The following is a 19,677-nucleotide window of genomic DNA, read 5'->3' as shown; positions in this document are numbered from 1 at the left end:
TCATCAACAGATAAGCATCACCCCTTGGCCCGCTGGCCGTCAATCCAGGCGTCAACCCGTCCTTCCAGCACCGACAGCGGCACCGAACCGGCGCTCACCACCAGATCGTTGAAGCCGCGCAGATCGAACTTGGTGCCCAGGACCGCCTGCGCCTTTTCCCGCAGCGCGACGATTCGCAGCATGCCCACCTTGTAGCCGGTCGCCTGCCCCGGCACGGTGATATAGCGCCGCACTTCCGAACGGGCCTGCTGCGCCGGCAGATGCGCGGTATCGATCAGGTATTGCACCGCCTGATCTTCCGACCAGCCCTTGGCATGGATGCCGGTGTCCACCACAAGGCGCGCAGCGCGGAACAGTTCGGCGTCCAGCCGCTCCAGATCGGCGGCGGCATCGGGGAACGCCCCCATTTCGCTGCACAGCCGCTCGGCATAGAGCGCCCAGCCCTCGCTGAACGCGACATAGGTATAGGCCTTGCGGAACTGCGGCGTGCCGGTCTGCCGCACCTGGATATCGCCCTGCATCAAGTGGCCGGGAATGCCCTCGTGGCACATCAGCGTATAAAGCGTGGCATCAGGGTCTTTCTCGCCCAGCATGTGGAGCCATACGCGTCCTGGGCGCTTGCCATCGGCGCTGGCAAAGGCGGCATGCGCAGCGCCACCGGCCACCTCGCTGAACGCCGGCTCGCGCACCACTTCGGTGCCATAGGCAGGAAGCATGGTAAACACCTTGGGCAACAGGGCCCGGTTGGCATTGACGATGGCGTTGGACTTGGCCAGGCGCGCCGCGCGCAGTTCGTCGGTCCACGGGCGCGGCGGGTCCTTCGCGACGATATCGGCCCGCAGCGCAGCAGCATCGGCAAACCCGCCCTTGCGCGCCAGGGCATCTTCAGCGGCATTGATGCGCGTCACTTCGGCAAGGCCGGTCTGGTGAATTTGTTCGGGCGTCAGGTCGGTCGTGGTGTTGAGGCGCAGCGCCGCAGCATACCAGTCTGCCCCGCCCGGCAGCGTGCCGACGCCGACCACGCCCGAACGCGCCTTGTCCAGATTGCCCTGCGCCCAGGCGATTACCCGCTCATAGGCTGGCTGCAAGGCGCGCACCGCATCGACAGCCTGCTCGGTCAGCTGGGCTGCCTGCACCGGCGAAATCGCCTTGGCCGCCAGCAGTTTGGCGATCTTGGTTTCGGCATCGTTGAGCAAGGGCGAGGCCGGGCCGTTGTCGAACGGCGCGCCGGTGATCAGACCCTTGCTGCCGGAAATCACGCGCTCCAGCTGAAACCGCGGCGGCAAGATGCCCATCGCCGCCGATTGGGTGGATTGGCCGATCGCGGTGTCGAGCACCGCCGGGATCGCGCGCAACCGCGTGATATAGGCCGCCATGTCTGAAGCGTCCTGCACCTGGTGCGTGTTGATCAGGAAATTGGGCAGTTCGGCGTGGACGGAATAGAGGTAGGAATAAAACGGCGGCTGATAACGGCGAAAACGGTATTGCAGTTCGGCGCGATCGAGTTCCAATGCCCAGATATCGTAGTTGATGCGACCTTCGGGAGAGAGCGCATCGCGGGAAAACGCGGCTTTCATCCGGGCAACACTGCCCCGCCGCCATTCCAGGCGGCGCAACACACCCGCGTCGCTGTTGTCGTCCAGCCGATCCATGCCCTCCTTGCGGCCCAGGCGCGTAGCCAGCTGCGGCCGCAGCGCCAATTCAGCGGTAAATTCCTTGTCGAGAAATGCCGCCAGGCGCGCATCCTGCGCTGCGGCTGCGCTGGCTGGCGCGGTGGCGGCAGGCGCGGTGGACGTATCACGCGCCAGCGCAGCGCCGCCTGCCAGGCATGACACCATGGCTGTGGCAGCCAGCATGGCGTGAATTGGCTTGATCATGATTGCCCCCTGCGTCGATTGTGCGGTTGGGGTTTTTGTACAAAACCTCCAACTGTTTACAACCGAAACAAGCTGGGCTGCGGAAGGAGCCTGGAACGCCGCAAGGGGTATGCGCAATTCACGGACGGGTGATCACAGCATGCGGCCTAGGGCCGAAGAGCAGCGGGACCCCGGATCAAGTCCGGGGTGACGTTAATTCTATACCACACGTATGTCTCGTCACCCCGGACTTGATCCGGGGCCCCGCTCCTTAATTCGTTCGCACGCCATCAAAGCAAAGCGACAATGTCAGCCTCGATCGCCTCGGGCTTGTCGGTGGGCGCATAGCGGCGCACGACATGGCCGTTGCGATCGATCAGGAACTTGGTGAAGTTCCATTTGATCGCCTTCGTTCCCAAAACGCCGGGCGCCTGCGCCTTGAGCCAATCGAACAAGGGTTCGGCCTCGTCGCCGTTGACGTCAACCTTGGCCATCAGGGGAAAGCTCAGGCCGAAATTCACCTGGCAAAAGCTGGCGATCTCGTCAGCCGAGCCGGGCTCTTGCGCGCCGAACTGGTTGCAGGGAAACGCCAGGATTTCGAACCCGGCATCGCGGTGACGGCGCCATAGCGTTTCCAGGCCTTCGTATTGCGGGGTAAAACCGCATTTCGATGCGGTGTTCACCACCAGTACGACTTTGCCGACCCGGTCGGCCAAGCTGACCCGCTCACCATTGGGCAAGCGCGCGTCGAAATCGGCAATGGTCTTCGGCTCGCTTATGGCAGAATCATGCATGGCATTGCTCCGCAGGCATCGCTCCGGGTCGGTCCCGTCTCCATGCCGTGTTGCCACGGCTTGGCCCCCGAAATCAACGCCTTGGTTCACCGCATTAAAGCGGGAAGTCAGCCCGCTTGAACAGTTCCAACGCTTCGGCCGGGCCATAGCTGCGATCACCGGACTTTTCGATGACGAGGTCGTTGCGATCGGCTTCGGGCATGCGGCCCATCATGCGGACCATTTCAGCAAAGCTGCCCGAATGCAGCACGGCAAAGCCATGCAGCACGCTGCCCGCGGCATCGCGCGTCACGATCGTAGCGTGATCGTTCCAGATATCTTGGGCACCTGCGCGGCCTTCGGCACGAATTGTGGTATTCATCTGATAAAACCCTCCTTGGGTTCCCCGGCAACGCACAAAGCGTCCTCCGGTTTCCATAGCAAAGCAATACCTGTGTGAACCTGGGCTTACACCAGGACGCCCTCGTTCAGACGCATGACCCGGTCCATGCGCACGGCAAGCCGTTCGTTGTGCGTGGCGACCAGCGCCGCGCTGCCCTCGCCGCGCACCAGCTTGAGAAATTCGTCGAGCACGCGGTCGGCGGTCGCCTCGTCCAGATTGCCGGTTGGCTCATCGGCCAGCACCAGCGCCGGCCGATTGGCCAGCGCGCGTGCCACTGCAACGCGCTGCTGTTCGCCGCCCGAAAGCTGACTGGGGCGATGGTCGAGGCGGTGGCCCAGGCCCAGCGCAGTGAGCAGTTCGGTCGCCCGCTCGCGCGCCTCCCGCTCCGCCTTGCCCGAAACGAGCTGGGGCAGGATGACGTTTTCGGTGGCGTTGAAATCGGGCAGAAGATGGTGGAATTGATAGACAAAACCCAGGTGATCGCGGCGCAACACGGTGCGGGCATCGCCGTTGAGCTTGGCCGCATCTGTTCCGGCAATCTCAATCATGCCTTCAAAGCCGCCTTCGAGCAGGCCAACGGCCTGCAGCATGGTGGACTTGCCCGAGCCCGATGGCCCGAGCAGCGCGACGATTTCGCCGGGGCGGATATCGAGGTTCACACCGCGCAGCACGTCGATGCGCACGCCTCCCTGCTCGAAACTGCGGCGCAGGTTGCGCAGGCGGACGACGGGTTGGTTCATGGCCGTCTCATTCATAACGAAGCACCTGCACCGGATCGGTGCTGGCCGCCTTCAAGGCGGGATAGAGGGTGGCAAGGAAGCTCAGGACCAGCGCCATCAGCGCGATCACGATGATTTCCACCGGGTCGCTGCGGCTGGGCAGTTCGGTCAGGAAACGGATCGAAGGGTCCCACAGATTCTGGCCGGTGAGTAGTTCCACCAGATGCACGATCGGCTGGCGGAAATAGAGAAACACGAAGCCGAGCGCGAGGCCCACGATCGTCCCCAGCGCGCCGATGACAAAGCCGATAGCCATGAAGATCTTGAGCAGGCTGCGCCGCGATGCCCCCATCGTGCGCAGGATCGCGATGTCGCGCGTCTTGGCGCGAACCAGCATGATCAGCGACGAAAGGATGTTGAACACCGCGACCAGCACGATGATCGACAGCACCACGAACATCGCCACGCGTTCCACGGCCAGGGCCTCGAACAGGCTGGCGTTGATCGTCTTCCAGTCGGTGATCTGCGCGCGGCCTTCCAGCTGCTTCTTGAGCGGGCCAAGCGTGGTCATCACCGTATCGGGGTCGGTGGTCGTCACTTCAATCATGCCAATGGAATCGCCGGTGAGCAGAAGGGTCTGCGCATCAGGGATGGGCATGACGACAAAGGCATTGTCGTAATCGTAGACGCCGATCTCGAAGATCGCGGCGACCTTGTAGCCCACCTGGCGCGGCACCGTGCCAAATGGGGTGGAGCGACCAGCGGGGTTGATGATCGTGATCGTGTCACCCACCTGCGCGCCCAGGCTTTCGGCCAGGCGCGACCCGATTGCCACGTTGTCGCTGCCGGGCTGCAAGGCGGCCAGGTTGCCGGCCTTGAGCTTGTCCGACAGACGATTGATGTCCTTCGACGTATTGCCGCGCACCAGGATGGCTTCCACCCGGCCGTTGAAGCTGGCCAAGAGCGGCTGCTCGATCAGCGGGGAAGCGCGGGTGACGCCGGGCGTCTTTTCCAGCTTGGCCAGGATATCCTGCCAATCTTCCAGCCGCCCGCCATAGGCCTGGATCACGGCGTGGCCGTTGAGGCCCACGATCTTGTCGAGCAGTTCGGCGCGAAAGCCGTTCATGACGCTCATCACGATCACCAGCGCAGCCACGCCCAGCATCACGGCGGCCAGGCTGATGCCGGCCACCATGGCAATAAACGCTTCTCCGCGTCCGGGTAGCATGTAACGCTTGGCGATGGTCCATTCGAAAGGCGAGAGGATCAAAGGCGGCACACTTTCGCGCTGGAACTGGACGGATTTGTCGGCCGCGGCTTTAGGACGGCGGGCACGACAGGGCAAGACGCCCCTGCCCAATCATGAAGTGCCGCGATGGTTCCCGCGTTTGGTGCTGCCAAGCCCTTTCAGGCTGCCACGCGCAGCCGGGCGCGGCCTTCGGCCTTGGCGCGATAGAGCGCGCTGTCTGCCGCCGCCAGGGCGGCATCAGGATGGCTACCCAGCGCCGCGATGCCGGCGCTGATGGTAATCTTGACCGGGCCTTGCGGCGTATCCACGGCCAGCGCGTTTACCGCCTTGGCCAGGCGCTGGCACACCTTTTCGGCGTGAACCAGTTCGGTATCGGGCAGCAGGACGGCAAATTCCTCCCCGCCGATGCGGGCCACGAAATCGGTCGAGCGCACGGCCGCCACGGCCGCCTCGGCAAAGGCGCGCAGCACGCGATCGCCCACGGCATGGCCATAGCGATCGTTGACCTGCTTGAAATAGTCGATGTCCACCACCGCCAGCGCCGAAGGCACGCCCAATGCGCCGACGCGCTCGGCGGTTTCGAAGAAAGCGCGGCGGTTGGGAATACCGGTCAACGGATCGGTCAGCGCGGCGCGCGAGAGGTCTTCCTCGATGCGCTTGCGCTGAGCGATGTCGCGCGTCACGCAGACCAGCCCATCGATCTCGCCTTTTTCGTTGGTCACGGCGCGGAAATGGGTCTCGAACCAGCGCGCTGGGCCACCCAGCGGCAGGCCCAGGAACTCCACCGCCACCGGTTCACCCGGGCTGGCCAAGGCAGCATTCCAGGCAGCGGCCACGGCGGCACGGTGCTCTTCCGTCACAATCTGGCGGAAATCCACGCCGTGGAGTTGTTCGGGCACATGGCCGGTCAATTGCGTGATCGCGGGAGAGGCATAGCGGATCGTGCCGCGCTGGCTCATGTGGATGATCACGTCGCTCACATGATCGGACAGCAGGCGATAGCGTGCCTCGCTGTTCGCCAGATCGAGCATGCGGCGGCGGCGGCGTTCCTGCTCGGCCACCACCGGCAGCACGGCCAGCACGGTAATGCCCAGATAGACCTGGAAGAACTGCAACCGCCCGGCCAGGACATGCAGATCGGTGGGTGCCAGTTGCATGTCGGCAATCGGGCCGTGGCCCAGCACGGTCATCAGCCCGCCCACCGTTGCCAGAATGATCGGCAGCGTCAGGGCGACAATGGCATTCGCCCAAACCGCGCCGAACAATACGAGCAACAGCGGAAACAGCAGCAGGGGCCGGGCGATCTGCGAAAACACCGCGATCGTCAGCACGATCATCACGCCGATCAGCAGCAGCGCGCGCAGGCCATTGCCCTTGGGCACCAGCGGCTGGCGCGTTTGCCAGGCCAGGCACAACAGGCTGCCCGCCGGCAGGAAAATCAACAGGCCCAGCGAATGGCCCACCAGCCAATCCACGAAACTGGCGCGCATCGGCTGGCCCAGTGTCAGCCATACGATCACCGCCGCCAGCATGGCGCCGATCACCGGGACGAACAAGCCGATCCCCAGGCTGTAGCCCGCCATCCATTCGGCAGTGTCTTGCGGCCAGTGGTCTTTCATGAGGCGGCGCAGGATCGCCGCGGCGACCACGCCCTCGAACAGGTTGATCACCATCATCGCGGGCGCGGCCAGCCAGCCAAGCCCGAACAAACCGGTGACGAGCCAACTGGCGACGCCGGTTGCGGCAATCGTTGCTGGCCATACCCGCGTCGGCAATGCATTGAGTCGCGAAGCGAGAACCGCGTTCGAAACCCACACCATCGCCACGCCGCCGCTCAGCCGGCTGTACTCGATGGCGAGGAAAGCACTGATGAAAAAGGCGAGTGCCGTAACGAGCGCGGCACGCAGCGATGCTGCCGGGGTTATGGCCAGACGGGGCCGAGGAAGAACGGCGGTTTGCATGGCCCTTATACCTGCCACCAAATGGTTAATTCCAACCTAAGGGGCAGCGCTGAGCGCGCAATACGATGGTAAAGTTTTGGAAACCAGCCGCACCGTGATCGCCGCTCTTGAACAACTGTATGGCGCGAATTGATAATTTCTCCTGAATCGGGCCACGCCAAATGGCTGGGCTGCGCGCACCCTTGCCTTTGGCGGCAAACGTCGCCACATGGGCGCCATTGCTCGGCCGGGGCATTTCGCACCGGTGCGAGTCTTTGGCGCGAGCGCTTGCGAGACAGATGATCACCACCAACCCCTTCGAGGACCGCGACGGCGACAAGCTGCGCGAGGAATGCGGCATTTTCGGCGTGCTGGGCGCGCGCGATGCGGCGGCGATGACAGCTTTGGGCCTTCATGCCCTGCAGCATCGCGGCCAGGAAGCGGTGGGCATCACCAGCTTCGACGGGCAGGAGTTCTTCTCCCGCCGCGGCATCGGCCATGTCGCGCAGAACTTTTCCAGCGGCCAGGCGATCGCCGAACTGCCGGGCATGATGGCCGCCGGCCACGTCCGCTATTCGACCACGGGTGGATCGGGCCTGCGCAACGTGCAGCCGCTGTTTGCCGATCTGGCCGCGGGCGGGTTTGCCATCGCGCACAACGGCAACATCTCCAACGCGATGTTCCTCAAGCGCGATCTGGTGCAAAAGGGCGCGATCTTCCAGTCGACCTCGGATACCGAGGTGATCATCCACCTCGTTGCCACCAGCCGCTATCCCACGCTGCTCGATCGCTTCGTCGATGCGCTGCGCCTGGTCGAAGGCGCCTATTCGCTGATCTGCATGACGCCCGAAGGCATGATTGCCTGTCGCGATCCGCTCGGCATCCGTCCGCTGGTGATGGGCAAGCTGGGTGACGCCGTGGTGTTCGCCAGCGAAAGCGTCGCGCTCGACGTGGTGGGCGCCGACATGGTGCGCGAAGTGGAGCCGGGCGAACTGGTCCAGGTGGCCCTCGACGGTTCGATCCAGACGCATCGCCCGTTTGGCGACACGCCGCAGCGCCCGTGCATCTTCGAGCATGTCTATTTCAGCCGCCCGGATTCGATCCTGGGTGGCCGCTCGGTCTATGAAGTGCGCAAGGCCATCGGCACGCAGCTGGCCCTGGAAAACCCGGCCGACGCCGATCTCGTCATTCCCGTGCCCGACAGCGGCGTTCCCGCCGCGCTCGGTTATGCCCAGCAGTCGGGCATTCCGTTCGAGCTTGGCATCATCCGCTCGCACTATGTCGGCCGCACCTTCATCCAGCCTTCGGACGGCGCCCGCAATGCCGACGTCAAGCGCAAGCACAACGCCAACCGCGCCCTGGTGGCCGGCAAGCGCATCGTGCTGATCGACGATTCGATCGTGCGTGGCACCACCAGCCTCAAGATCGTGCAGATGATGCGCGAAGCCGGCGCGCGCGAAGTGCACTTCCGCGTCGCCAGCCCGCCGACCGAACATTCGTGCTTCTATGGCGTGGACACGCCGGAGCGCTCGAAGCTGCTCGCCGCGCGGATGGACATTGCCGCCATGGCCGAATTCATCCAGGCCGATAGCCTGGCCTTCGTCTCGATCGACGGTCTCTATCGCGCCGTGGGCGAGGTTCAGCGCAACAGCACCTGCCCGCAATATTGCGACGCCTGCTTCACCGGTGACTATCCCACGCGCCTTACCGATCTGGGTGATCGCGCGCCGGGCTGTTCGCCGGTCAAGCTCAAGGCCAAGCCCGCCAAGGTCGCCTGATCGTGTCGGCCGCCAACGCGCAAACGCCGCTCGCCGGCCGTGTCGCCCTCGTGACCGGCGCCAGCCGGGGCATCGGTGCCGCCACGGCCCGGGCGCTGGCAGCCGCTGGTGCCCATGTGGTGCTGGTGGCCCGCACGGCGGCCGAACTGGAAAAGGTGGAAGACGAAATCTTCCAGGCCGGTGGCAATGCCACGATCGCGCCGGTCGACCTGGCCGAACCCGATGGCGTGGCGCGCCTCGCCTCGGCGATTTCCGAACGCTGGGTGGCGCTTGATATCCTGGTGATCAACGCCGCCGTGCTGCCGGCCCTCACCCCGGTGTGGCAGATCGAGCCGCGCGATTTCAGCCGCGCGATCACGCTCAACGTGCTGGCGACGCACTCGCTGATCAGCGCGTTCCATCCCCTGCTCAAGGGCAGCCAGGATGCGCGCGTGATCGGCCTGACCAGCAGCGTCGGCGCTGCGCCGCGCGCCTATTGGGGTGCCTATGGCGCGACCAAGGCGGCGTTCGACAATCTCCTGGCCAGCTATGCCCAGGAAGTGGCCGCGATCTCGGGCATTCGCGTGGCCATCGTCGATCCGGGTGCCACGCGCACCAAGATGCGCGCCAAGGCCTATCCCGGCGAAAATCCGGCCAGCGTCAAGCCGCCTGAAACGGTAGCTGCGCGCATCGTCGCCCTGGCCAGCGCCGATTTCACCAGCCCGCACCGCGAGCGGGTGGACGAACCCGCCTGAGCTTTCCGCGCGGTTACATGCCACAATCGCATGAAATCTTAGGGTGTCATTGCGCCTGTTAACCTGCTGGTAACGCACTTTCCTCATGCTTCCACAACGGCCGCGTGCTGCGCGGCCTGGAACCACGGCTTCAGCAGGTCAGGGCCAATGCCGACAATCAATTGGCAGCAGGATTACGAAGCAGCCGCCAGCGACGATCGCTGCGCTCCGCGCTCGCGCATGGTCATTCCGGCCAAGTTGCGCCGCAACGGGGCCCGCGCCGCGCAAACCCTGGTGCTCGATCTCTCGCTCGCCGGCTTTTCCGCGCTCGCTTCGGTGCGGCTGGCCCAAGGCAGCAAGGTTTACCTCACGCTGCCCGGCCTGGAACCGCGCGAAGCCGAGGTTGTGTGGTGGCACGCCGGCCTGGTTGGCTGTGCCTTTGCCAATCTTTTGACCCAGCGCGAGCATGACGCGCTGCTGCTGCGCTATGGCGGAGAGGCCGACGGCGACGGGCGCTGAGCCGCCCATCGCCGCGTCAACCCATCGCCCAGTCAGGCGTGCACTTTCATCGCGGCATGCGCTGCCAGCGCACGTTCGCGCGCCTGGGTATGGGGAATGATCTTGGCCGGATAGCCGCGCGGCGGGCGCTGCGGATCGTGGATGTCTGCGTCGGAAAGATGGCGCAGTTCGGGCACCCATTCGCGGATATAGGCCGCCGCATCGAACTTGGCCGATTGCGATAGCGGCGCCATGATCCGCACGAACATGTTGGCGTCCAGGCCGCTACCTGCCACCCACTGCCAATTGGTGGCATTCGCGCCGTAATCGGCATCGACCAGCGTATCCCAGAACCACTGCTCCCCCGCGCGCCAGTCGATCAGCAGGTGCTTGATCAAGAAACTGGCGGCGATCATCCGCACGCGGTTGTGCATCCAGCCGGTGTGCCACAGTTGCCGCATGCCGGCATCGACGATGGGATAGCCGGTGCGCCCCTGCTGCCAGGCGGCAAGTTCTTCGGGTGCGTCGCGCCACGGCAAGGCATCGAATGCCGGGCGGCCATTGCGCGCGGCGTAATCGGGGCATTGCAGGATCAGGTTCTGGGCATAATCGCGCCAACCCAGTTCGCTCAGGAACACGTCCACGCTACCGCCGGCATCGGCCACGGCGTGCCACACAGTGGCGGGTGAGATTTCACCGAAGTGAAGATGGGGCGAAAGCATCGAGGTGCCGGGGCACGAAGGCAGGTTGCGCTGCTCGTCATAGCGACGGGCCCGGCCGATGAATGCCTCGATACGCTGCGCTGCCCCCGCCTCGCCCGGCGTCCAGGTGTCGCGCATGCCCTCCGCCCAATCCGGGGTTTTCGGCAAGAGTTGCCAGTCGGCCAGCGTATCGCTCGCCGGCCAGAATTCGGGTGCAGGCAGTGTTTCCGGCGCCGGCTGCGGCGGCGGCGGCGGCAACTGCTGCAGGCTGGCGCGCCAGAACGGCGTATAGATCTTGTATGGCTGCCCCGCACCGGTGGTGACCGTGCCGGGTGGCAGCAGGAAATTGCCGTGATGCAGGCGCAAATCCAGCGCCTTCCCCACCGCGCGCTCGGCCAGGCGCCACCACGGCTCGTAATGGTGCAGTGCATGAACCACGCGCGCGCCAGTCTCGCGGCGAATGGCGGCGAGCGCGGCATCGCACTTGCCGCGGCGCAAGATCAGGCGCGATCCTATGGCCTGCAACTGCGCATCGAGCCGTTCCAGGCTGTGATGCAGCCACCAGCGCGATGCGGCGCCCATGCGACGGTGCTTGGGGGTCTCGTCATCCAGCACATAGACCGGGATGACCGGGCTGCCGCTTGCGGCGGCGGCAATGAAGGCGGCCTGGTCATGCAGGCGCAAATCCCGGCGCAGCCAGACAATTGTTGGGCTCGTCATGCCTTGCTATGTGCAGGGTAATGGCCCACTTGGCCATGGTTGGCCGCCTGCCCCTTGGTGCAGGTCTGCGCGCTGGGCGCCTATGGCGCCGCAACTGGAGAATGGGCCTTGGCCGAACCGCTCTTTGTCCGTCCTGATGTGCAGGCGTTCCTCGATTACCTGCGCCAGGCTGCCGCCGCCGGTGCCCCCGCGATGCACCAGATGCCGGTGGACCAGGCGCGCGCCGCCTATGTTGCTATGCAGCAACTGGCCGACCTGCCGCCGCGCGACCTGCCCGTGATCCGCGACCTGCAGTGCCCGGGGCCAGCCGGCCAAATTGCCTTGCGCCTGTATGACAGCCGCGAAGCCCGCGCCCCGGGGCCAGTGCTGGTGTTCTATCACGGCGGCGGTTTTGTGCTTGGCGGGTTGGACAGCCATCACAACGTCTGCACCGAGATCGCCGCGCAGATGGACTTGCCGCTGGTCTCGGTCGATTATCGGCTCGCCCCCGAACATCCGTTTCCTGCCGCCACCGACGATGCCGAGGCGGCCACCCGCTGGATCGCGCAATCCCCAGCCGAGCTGGGCCTGGATGTCACCGGCCTGGTGCCGATCGGCGATTCGGCCGGCGGCAATCTCGCGATCGTGGTCACCCAGGCGCTGGCTGCCGATCCCGCCGCCGTGCCGGTCATCGCCCAGGTGCCAATCTACCCACTGACCGATGCGGTGGATGGCCACGCCTCTTTCCGCGAATTTGCCGAAGGCTTTCTGCTCGATGCGCAGGTGATGCGCTGGTTTGCCGATGCCTATGCCGCGCCGGCCGACAGCGTACGCACCTTTCCGCTCAACGGCGGGCATGACCGCATGCCCCCTACGGTGCTAGTGACCGCAGGCCTCGATCCGATTCGCGATAGCGGGCGGGTCTATGGCGCGGCCCTGGCACGCGCCGGATCGCCCCTCGTGTTCACCGAACGCGCGGGAACGATCCACGGCTTTATCCAGGTGCGCAAGGCCATCCCCAGCGCGCAGGCTGATCTGGAAGCAATTCTGGCGGCGCTGCGCGGTGTGCTCGATGCCGGGCGCCCTACTGTTTGAACGAGGACCACCTATCCATGAGTGCGGACCCCTTTGCCGCTCTTCCCTATCGTCCCTGCGTGGGGCTGATGATCGTCAATCCCCAAGGCCGCGTCTTCGTCGGCAAGCGTATCGACAACAAGGAAGGTGACGCCTGGCAGATGCCACAGGGCGGCATCGACGACGGCGAGGAACTGGTCCCCGCCGCGATGCGCGAACTGCACGAGGAAACCGGCCTGACGAGCGAGCACGTCACCGTGCTGGCGCAGAGCCGCGAAGAGCATTTCTATGATCTTCCGCCCGAATTGCTGGGCAAGCTGTGGGGCGGCCAGTATCGCGGCCAGCGCCAGGCATGGCTGCTGCTGCGCTTCAACGGCCAAGACAGCGACGTGGTGCTCGACGCCCACGATCCGGCCGAATTCTGCGAATGGAAGTGGGTCGATCCCGAGCAGCTGCCCGATCTGATCGTGCCTTTCAAGCGGCGCGTCTATCGCCAGGTCGTGGAAGAATTCCGCGCCCTGATCTGAGTTTTTTCAGCGCCATGTTTCCACCAACCCCAAACCCCATCCTCTAAGAGAGGATGGGGCTTAAGCCTCTGCCCCCCCTCTTCAGAGGAGGGGGTCGGGGGGTGGTGCGAAGCCTAACGCATCCCCCGCAAAATCAATTCGCCTGAACCGGGTCCTTCGTCGCAACCGGCTCAGCTGCCGCCACCTGCGGCTTGGGGCCAGCGGCAAGCGCCTTGCTCACCACGGCCGTTTCCGGGCAGGCCTTGCCGCACAGGCCTTCCAGCCGGGTGAGCGTGGCCTTGGCCTTGTCGATGGCGCCCTTTTCGGCAAGCGCCGCACCTTCGCCCGCAATCGCGGCGAGATTGTTGGGCTCGCGGTCCAGCACGTCGCGGTAATAATGGATCGCCTTGCCCTGAAGCCCGGCCTGGCGCGAGGCATCGCCCAGCGCCACCAGAATGCTGGCATTGGCCGGATCGATAGTCAGCGCCGATTCCAGGCTGTCGGTCGCGGCGTCGATGTCGCCCTTGGCCATGAGCGTGCGCCCTTCCTGAAACAGCACCTGCGCGCGCGGATCGAGAGGCTCGCTGGTGTGGGCCGAGCCCATGCTGCCGGTCACGGCCACAAGCAGGGACAGCGCAAGGGCCGCTGGCGTGTAACGCATCAAGAACTCCTTCAGCCGGGACTGCTCACCGCGGCGATAGACCACCCTCATGGCCGATGGGTCTATCACAGACGAACCAGCCGAGCGAAGAAAAACCCGTCCGTATCGTCATGATACGGAGACAAACGCCAGCCGCCACGATGCGCCCGCCCGGCCGGCATAGCCAGCTGTTCACACGTGAAATCGGGATGGCTGGCCAGGAACGCGTCCAGCCCATCGGCGCCCTCGGCATCGATCAGCGAGCAGGTGATGAACACCAGGCGCCCACCGGGCCGCACCAGCCCGGCCGCCACGTCGAGAACCTGGGCCTGCATCTGCTGATAGCGGGCAATCGCCGACGGGCTCAGCCTCCAGCGCGCCTCAGGATTGCGGCGCCACGTGCCCGTGCCCGAACACGGCGCATCGACCAGAACCGCATCGGCCTGGCCGCGCCAATCGGCCAACATCTCGGTCTCTTTGCCGGGGTTGAGCAGCCGCGTTTCGACCAGCGCGCCGGCGCGCTCGGCCCGGGGGGCCAGCCGCGACAGGCGCGGGCGATCGATATCGCAGGCCAGCAACCGCCCGGTATTGTGCATCGCGGCGGCCAGGGCCAGGGTCTTGCCCCCGGCGCCAGCGCAAAGGTCCACCACGTTTTCCCCTGGCCGCGCGCCCAGTGCCTCACAGGCGATCTGGCTGCCAGCGTCCTGCACTTCGAACAGGCCCTGGGCAAATTCCGGCCAGGTTTCCGCGGGCGTGCCCATTGGCAGGCGCAGGCCATGCGGCGCCACCACCGGCTCGGCCGCGACCGGCAGCCGCGCCGCCAGGCTATCGCGATCGATTTTCAGGGTATTGGCGCGCAGGTCCAAGGGCGCACGGCCCATCAACGCGGCCTGTTCCGCCTCGCCCAGCCCTGACGCGGCCATCGCCTTGGCCAGCCAGCCCGGCATGGCGCCGGCCAGCGCCACGGGCTCGTCGGCGCAGATCGGCGCCGGACCATAGGGCGAACCGTCAAACCGCGCTGCCAGATCGGGATCATCCTGCGCCAGGCGCAGCACGGCGGCCCGCCCGCTTACCGGCACTTCGCCACAGGCGCGGATCGCGGCCCACACCAGCTCGCGAATGGCGCGGCGATCCTTCGATCCGACAAAGCGCCGCTGGCGGAACCATTCCGCCGCCAGCCGATCGGCCGAAGCCCCCTGCCCGCGCGCGGCCGCGATCACGCCATCCAGAATGTCGATCGCGGCCTGGACCCGCGCGGCCGGCGTCACCGCGTGGGGTAGTTCGGCGCCTCACGCGTGATCGTCACGTCATGGACGTGGCTTTCCTTGAGGCCCGCATTGGTGATGCGCACGAACTTGGCGTTCTTGCGCAGGTGCTCGATCGTGCCGCTGCCGGTATAGCCCATGGCCGCCTTGATGCCGCCGACCAGCTGGTGCACCACGTCCTTGGCCGGGCCCTTGTACGGCACCTGGCCTTCGATGCCTTCGGGCACCAGCTTCATCGAATCCTTGATGTCCTGCTGGAAATAGCGATCGGCCGAACCGCGCGCCATGGCGCCCACCGAACCCATGCCGCGATAGGCCTTATAGGCGCGGCCCTGGTAGATGAAGGTTTCGCCGGGCGCTTCCTCGGTGCCGGCCAGCATCGAACCGATCATGATCGAGCTGGCACCGGCGGCAAGCGCCTTCGCCGCATCGCCCGACGTCCGCAGGCCGCCATCGCCGATCACCGGCACGCCTGACTTTTCCGCCTCGGCCGCGCATTCCATGATCGCGGTCAGCTGCGGCACGCCCACGCCGGCAACGATGCGGGTGGTGCAGATCGAGCCCGGCCCGATGCCCACCTTGATGCCATCGGCCCCGGCATCGATCAGCGCGCGGGTCGCCTCGGCCGTGGCAACGTTGCCGGCAATCACCTGCACGTCGTTCGACAGCTTCTTCACCGCTTCCACGGCACGCGCCACGTCGCGGTTGTGGCCATGGGCGGTGTCGATGATCACCACGTCGCATTCCGCTTCCACCAGGGCGGCGGTGCGGGCCATGCCCTTTTCCCCCACGGTCGTGGCAGCGGCCACGCGCAGGCGGCCGGCACTGTCCTTGGTGGCGTTGGGATAGGTCACCGACTTTTCGATGTCCTTCACCGTGATCAGGCCGATGCAGCGATAGGCATCGTCCACCACCAGCAGCTTTTCGATGCGGCGGGCGTGCAGCAGGCGGCGGGCTTCGTCGCCGCTGGTGCCCAGCTTCACCGTAGCCAGGTTTTCGTGCGTCATCAGCTCGCGCACCGGCTGCGCCAGATTGGCGGCAAAGCGCACGTCGCGGTTGGTGAGGATGCCCACCAGCCGGCCGCCGGCTTCCACCACCGGAATGCCGCTGATGCGGTTGGCGCTCATCAGCGCTTGGGCGTCGCCCAGCGTGGCATCAGGCGAAATGGTGATCGGGTTGACCACCATGCCGCTTTCATAGCGCTTCACTGCGCGCACGGCGGCGGCCTGTTCCTCGATCGTCAGGTTGCGGTGCAACACGCCGATGCCGCCAAGCTGGGCCATCACGATGGCCATGTCGGCCTCGGTCACGGTGTCCATGGCCGAAGACAGCACGGGGATGTTGAGAGCGATCGCCTTGGTCAGGCGGGTGCGGGTATCGGCCTGCGAAGGCAGAATGTCTGACTCGGCCGGACGCAACAGAACGTCGTCAAAGGTAAGGCCGAGGGGGATATCCATGTGCGCTGCCACTTCCTGTCCGGGTAGAATCGTGGCGGCCCATGTAATCAAGCCGGGAACAATTGGCTAGGGGGTTCGGGCGCTATTTGTCGGCCCCGGCGCGGGCGCCGTCGCCGGGGGTGTCACGCCCCCTGTGGCATAGCGGCGGGCATCGGCAAATTCGCGCACCAACTCGGTGTTGATCTGCACGTCATCGGCCATGCCGGCATAGTTCACATGGTCCGGCGTATCGGCCGGGGTGTGATAGGCGCCGGTCATGAACCGGTCCAATCGCGCCTCGTCGGCATAGCTGGTGCTGACCATGATCGCGGGCACATCATGCTGCATCAGCACCCAGCTATCCTGCCGGCGCACATAGGCATTGGCCGCCCGGCCATCGACCAGCTTGCGCCGCATCCGCCCCAGCACCCGCGCCACGGTATCATCCAACGGGGTCATCCCCCGCCCCACGATCGCCACCTGCCCGCCCGCCGGCACCAGGCCGGTGCTGTCGACGTTGAACGCCGCCACGATCCGCCCCAGCGGCAGCGGCGGATTTTCGGCAAAGGCCAGGGCGCCAAGCAGGCCCATTTCTTCGCCGGTGGTGGCCAGCACATAGATATCGCGATCGGGCATGCGCTGCGGCATGCCGGCCAGGATCTGCCGCGCCACTTCGGTGATCACCGCCACGCCGCTGGCATTGTCCACCGCGCCCGGGCAGATCGCCCCGGCCGCCGTGCAAACCCCGAAATGGTCCCAATGCGCCACCAGCAGCACGGCGCCGGCAGCGGGATCGCGCCCGGGAATGCGGCCGATCAGGTTGTGCGTGCGCACGCGGGTTTCGGTGCTGGTCGCTTCCAGACTGGCCGTGGTGCCGATCAGGCGCGGCGTGAAATCGGGCTTTTCTGCCTCGGCCTGGGCAGCGGCCAGCGCCTGGCCGGGCGCGGCGGTGGATCCGCCCAGCAGGCGATCGGCCATGTCGGGGGTGACAAACGCCTCGATCTCGTTGTCGAGCCGCTCGCCGGCCAGCACCGTGCCAGCCTTGCGCCGCCGCGTTGCCACATCATCAAGGGTGCGCGTGCCATCCAGCACCGTGATCACCGCCATGGCCCCGCCGTCCAGCAGGCGGCCCACGGCCTCGCGCCCGGCCTCCACGTCGCCGTGGCGCTCGTCATGGTCACCACGCTTGCCGCCAGCGGCTGCCTTGCTTTCCAGCAAGAGCGCAACACGGCCGGCCAGTTCGGTGCGCGATGGCACCACCCCATGCCCGACAAACAGCACCGGCGCGCTTTCCACCAGGTTGCGCACGCCCGAGGTAACCACGAACACATCATGCTCGTCAGCCGCCAGGCGCCGCCGGCCACGCATGAAGGCCGCGCGCGACAGCACCGGCTCGCGCGCGACCAGTTCGACCGGCGCAAACCACGGGCTGCCCGGCAGGTTGGTGCCCGATTCCAGGCCCATTTCGAACCACTGCCGCACCAGGTAGCGCAAGGTCTGGGTTTCACCCTCGGTGCCGGGGCGGCGGCCGGCAAAGGCCGGGCTGGCCAGCGTCTCGACATGGGCACGCAGGCGCTGTTCCAGGGTCTGGCCAACCGGCACTGTGGCCGAATGCGCCGCGCCCGCCGGCAGCAGAGCTGCCAGCGAGACCAGGGCCAGTGCCCTCAACAGCCTTGCGCCACGACTCATCTATGTCCCCAAACGCTTCAGCGCAGGCTCATTGCTGACAAAACCCGCCAAGACGCGCAAGTTCCCAAACTGTAAAGCACGGTGAATCGAGCCTGCGCGCGAAATTCCTGGCGCAGGATGTGCACGGCGGTGACAAAACCAGCCACTGGAACGCCGGCGAGGTGCTGAGCGTGGCGGATTAAAACCCAGCCAGTGGTAAGGCGTGCCCTTTTGAGGGCGGCCAGGATGTATGCCGTGGAAGTTTATGCGAGTGTTCGGCAGTTTGTGTTTGTGCAGGGTCGCAGCCGGCGGGAGGCGGCGCGGGTATTTGGGTTAAGCCGGGAGACGATTGGCAAGATCTGCCGATTTTCACTGCCACCGGGTTATACGCGCACGAAGCCAGTGGAGAAGCCGAAGCTTGGACCTCTGCTGCCGGTTGTTGATGCGATTTTGGAAGATGACCGGACGGCGCCGGTCAAGCAGCGGCATACGGCGAAGCGGATTTTCGAACGCCTGCGTGATGAGCATGGCTATGGCGGCGGCTATACGGTGGTGAAGGACTATGTCCGGCTGAGCCGGGTGCGTGGCCGCGAGACATTTGTGCCGCTGGCCCATCCACCGGGCCATGCGCAGGTGGACTTCGGTGAAGCCGTCGGTGTGATTGGCGGGGTGGAGCAGAAGATCCACTTCCTGTGCATGGATTTGCCGCAGTCCGATGCCTGTTTTGTGAAGGCTTTTCCGCGCGAGACCACCGAGGCATTTCTGGATGGGCATGTGTCGGCCTTTGATTTCTTTGGGGGCATTCCCCAGTCGATCCTGTACGACAACACGACAATTGCGGTGGCCAAGATCCTGGGGGATGGCAAGCGTGAGCGGACACGGGCCTTCAACGAGTTGGTCAGCCACTACCTGTTTTCTGACCGGTTTGGCCGGCCCGGCAAAGGCAATGACAAGGGCAAGGTCGAAGGGCTGGTCAAGCACGCGCGCCGCAACTTCATGACGCCCAAGCCGCAGGCGGCGAGCTATGACGCGCTGAACGCCGACCTTTTGAACCGCTGCCGTGCGCGGCAGGGCGAACGTGCTGGCCGCCATGCCCAGACCATCGGTGAACGCTTGACCGCCGATATTGCGGCACTGCGCCCACTGCCGCCCGTGCCATTGGAACCATGCGAGAAGCGCAGTGCCCGCGTGTCATCGACGGCGCTGGTGCGATATCGCGGCAATGATTACTCGGTGCCCACCCGTTATGGCTTCCAGGATGTGGTGGTGAAGGGCTTCGTGGACGAGGTGGTGATCCTGTCCGGTGCCGAAGAGATCGCCCGCCATGTCCGCAGCTATGGCAGTGGCGATTTTGTGGCCGATCCGCTGCATTATCTGGCGCTGATCGAGACCAAGCCCAATGCCCTCGATCAGGCGGCGGCATTGCAGAATTGGGCCTTGCCCGATGTCTTTGCCCACTTGAGGCAAGTGCTGGAGGGGCGCATGGGCCGCAAGGGCAAGCGCGAATATATCCAGGTTCTCCGCCTGCTGGAGGCGATGCCCATGGCGGTGGTGACCCATGCGGTCACTCAGGCGATCCACATGGGCGCTGTCAGCTTTGATGCGGTCAAGCAGATCGCGCTGGCCAGGATTGAGCGGCGGCCAGCCAGGCTGGACCTGGCGACCTATCCTCATCTGCCCAGGCTGGATGTGAAGGTCACGCAGGCGGCTGATTATGCTGCTTTGGTCCCCACCGTCTCCGAGGGGATGGCAGCATGAG

17 protein-coding genes are annotated in these 19,677 nt (G+C 65.6%); 6 read left to right on the top strand and 11 right to left on the bottom strand.

The window, feature by feature from the left end; genetic code table 11:
- Positions 1-17: 17 nt before the first annotated feature.
- From C8K14_RS06010 to C8K14_RS05985, 6 genes are all read right to left on the bottom strand, one after another.
- Positions 18-1,877 (bottom strand): DUF885 family protein, encoded by a 1,860-nt coding sequence (locus tag C8K14_RS06010; protein ID WP_233250929.1) that lies wholly within the window; start codon positions 1,875-1,877, stop codon positions 18-20.
- Between the two features lie 269 nt (positions 1,878-2,146).
- On the bottom strand, positions 2,147-2,650 hold the full coding sequence (locus tag C8K14_RS06005; protein ID WP_199223694.1) for a glutathione peroxidase: 504 nt from the start codon (positions 2,648-2,650) through the stop codon (positions 2,147-2,149).
- Positions 2,651-2,744: 94 nt separating this feature from the next.
- A complete protein-coding gene (locus C8K14_RS06000; protein ID WP_107716040.1) occupies positions 2,745-3,011 on the bottom strand; it encodes a hypothetical protein in 267 nt (88 codons plus the stop codon).
- An 86-nt stretch (positions 3,012-3,097) separates the two neighbouring features.
- Positions 3,098-3,772, bottom strand: a complete 675-nt coding sequence (locus tag C8K14_RS05995; protein ID WP_022675277.1) for an ABC transporter ATP-binding protein — start codon at positions 3,770-3,772, stop codon at positions 3,098-3,100.
- A gap of 7 nt (positions 3,773-3,779) precedes the next feature.
- A complete protein-coding gene (locus C8K14_RS05990) occupies positions 3,780-5,021 on the bottom strand; it encodes a lipoprotein-releasing ABC transporter permease subunit (RefSeq protein ID WP_107716039.1) in 1,242 nt (413 codons plus the stop codon).
- A 137-nt stretch (positions 5,022-5,158) separates the two neighbouring features.
- Positions 5,159-6,961: a diguanylate cyclase gene (locus C8K14_RS05985; protein ID WP_022675275.1), complete on the bottom strand. Its 1,803-nt coding sequence runs from the start codon at positions 6,959-6,961 to the stop codon at positions 5,159-5,161.
- Between the two features lie 278 nt (positions 6,962-7,239).
- Between C8K14_RS05985 and purF the strand changes: the two genes are divergently transcribed.
- The 3 genes from purF (at position 7,240) to C8K14_RS05970 (ending at position 9,950) form a co-directional block, all read left to right on the top strand.
- Complete coding sequence (gene purF / locus C8K14_RS05980; RefSeq protein ID WP_022675274.1) at positions 7,240-8,718, top strand: amidophosphoribosyltransferase; 1,479 nt, start codon at positions 7,240-7,242, stop codon at positions 8,716-8,718.
- Positions 8,719-8,720: 2 nt separating this feature from the next.
- Positions 8,721-9,452 carry an SDR family NAD(P)-dependent oxidoreductase gene (locus C8K14_RS05975; protein WP_107716038.1) on the top strand — a complete coding sequence of 244 codons (732 nt, stop codon included), beginning with the start codon at positions 8,721-8,723 and terminating at the stop codon, positions 9,450-9,452.
- Positions 9,453-9,599: 147 nt separating this feature from the next.
- Positions 9,600-9,950, top strand: coding sequence for a PilZ domain-containing protein (locus tag C8K14_RS05970; protein WP_022675272.1), 351 nt, complete (start codon positions 9,600-9,602; stop codon positions 9,948-9,950).
- A gap of 32 nt (positions 9,951-9,982) precedes the next feature.
- Here the strand turns inward: C8K14_RS05970 and C8K14_RS05965 are convergent, their stop codons facing one another.
- The gene (locus tag C8K14_RS05965; protein ID WP_107716037.1) at positions 9,983-11,350 is read right to left on the bottom strand and encodes a deoxyribodipyrimidine photo-lyase; all 1,368 of its coding nucleotides are present in this window, start codon (positions 11,348-11,350) and stop codon (positions 9,983-9,985) included.
- 39 nt (positions 11,351-11,389) lie between these two features.
- Here C8K14_RS05965 and C8K14_RS05960 point away from each other — a divergent pair, with 39 nt between their 5' ends.
- Positions 11,390-12,424 carry an alpha/beta hydrolase gene (locus C8K14_RS05960; protein ID WP_233250928.1) on the top strand — a complete coding sequence of 345 codons (1,035 nt, stop codon included), beginning with the start codon at positions 11,390-11,392 and terminating at the stop codon, positions 12,422-12,424.
- Between the two features lie 17 nt (positions 12,425-12,441).
- The gene (locus C8K14_RS05955; RefSeq protein WP_062782662.1) at positions 12,442-12,930 is read left to right on the top strand and encodes an RNA pyrophosphohydrolase; all 489 of its coding nucleotides are present in this window, start codon (positions 12,442-12,444) and stop codon (positions 12,928-12,930) included.
- Positions 12,931-13,063: 133 nt separating this feature from the next.
- Here the strand turns inward: C8K14_RS05955 and C8K14_RS05950 are convergent, their stop codons facing one another.
- From C8K14_RS05950 to C8K14_RS05935, 4 genes are all read right to left on the bottom strand, one after another.
- Positions 13,064-13,570 carry a tetratricopeptide repeat protein gene (locus tag C8K14_RS05950; RefSeq protein ID WP_107716256.1) on the bottom strand — a complete coding sequence of 169 codons (507 nt, stop codon included), beginning with the start codon at positions 13,568-13,570 and terminating at the stop codon, positions 13,064-13,066.
- A 65-nt stretch (positions 13,571-13,635) separates the two neighbouring features.
- Complete coding sequence (locus C8K14_RS05945; RefSeq protein ID WP_107716036.1) at positions 13,636-14,817, bottom strand: RsmB/NOP family class I SAM-dependent RNA methyltransferase; 1,182 nt, start codon at positions 14,815-14,817, stop codon at positions 13,636-13,638.
- The gene (gene guaB / locus C8K14_RS05940; protein WP_028657618.1) at positions 14,814-16,271 is read right to left on the bottom strand and encodes an IMP dehydrogenase; all 1,458 of its coding nucleotides are present in this window, start codon (positions 16,269-16,271) and stop codon (positions 14,814-14,816) included. Before guaB ends, C8K14_RS05945 begins: the two co-directional genes overlap by 4 nt.
- Positions 16,272-16,337: 66 nt before the next feature.
- Positions 16,338-17,918, bottom strand: a complete 1,581-nt coding sequence (locus tag C8K14_RS05935) for a M28 family metallopeptidase (protein WP_233250927.1) — start codon at positions 17,916-17,918, stop codon at positions 16,338-16,340.
- A gap of 246 nt (positions 17,919-18,164) precedes the next feature.
- On the opposite strand from C8K14_RS05935, the gene istA reads away from it, so the two are divergent.
- Entirely contained in the window at positions 18,165-19,676 is a 1,512-nt protein-coding gene (istA, locus tag C8K14_RS05930) for an IS21 family transposase (protein ID WP_107716034.1), read from the top strand.
- The last annotated feature ends 1 nt before the right edge of the window (position 19,677 follow it).

It is taken from the genome of Novosphingobium sp. GV079 (assembly GCF_003058045.1).
In the GTDB taxonomy this organism is placed as follows: domain Bacteria; phylum Pseudomonadota; class Alphaproteobacteria; order Sphingomonadales; family Sphingomonadaceae; genus Novosphingobium; species Novosphingobium capsulatum.
Note: the sequence above shows the minus strand (reverse complement) of the source record. Positions and strands in the feature narration are given on the sequence as shown.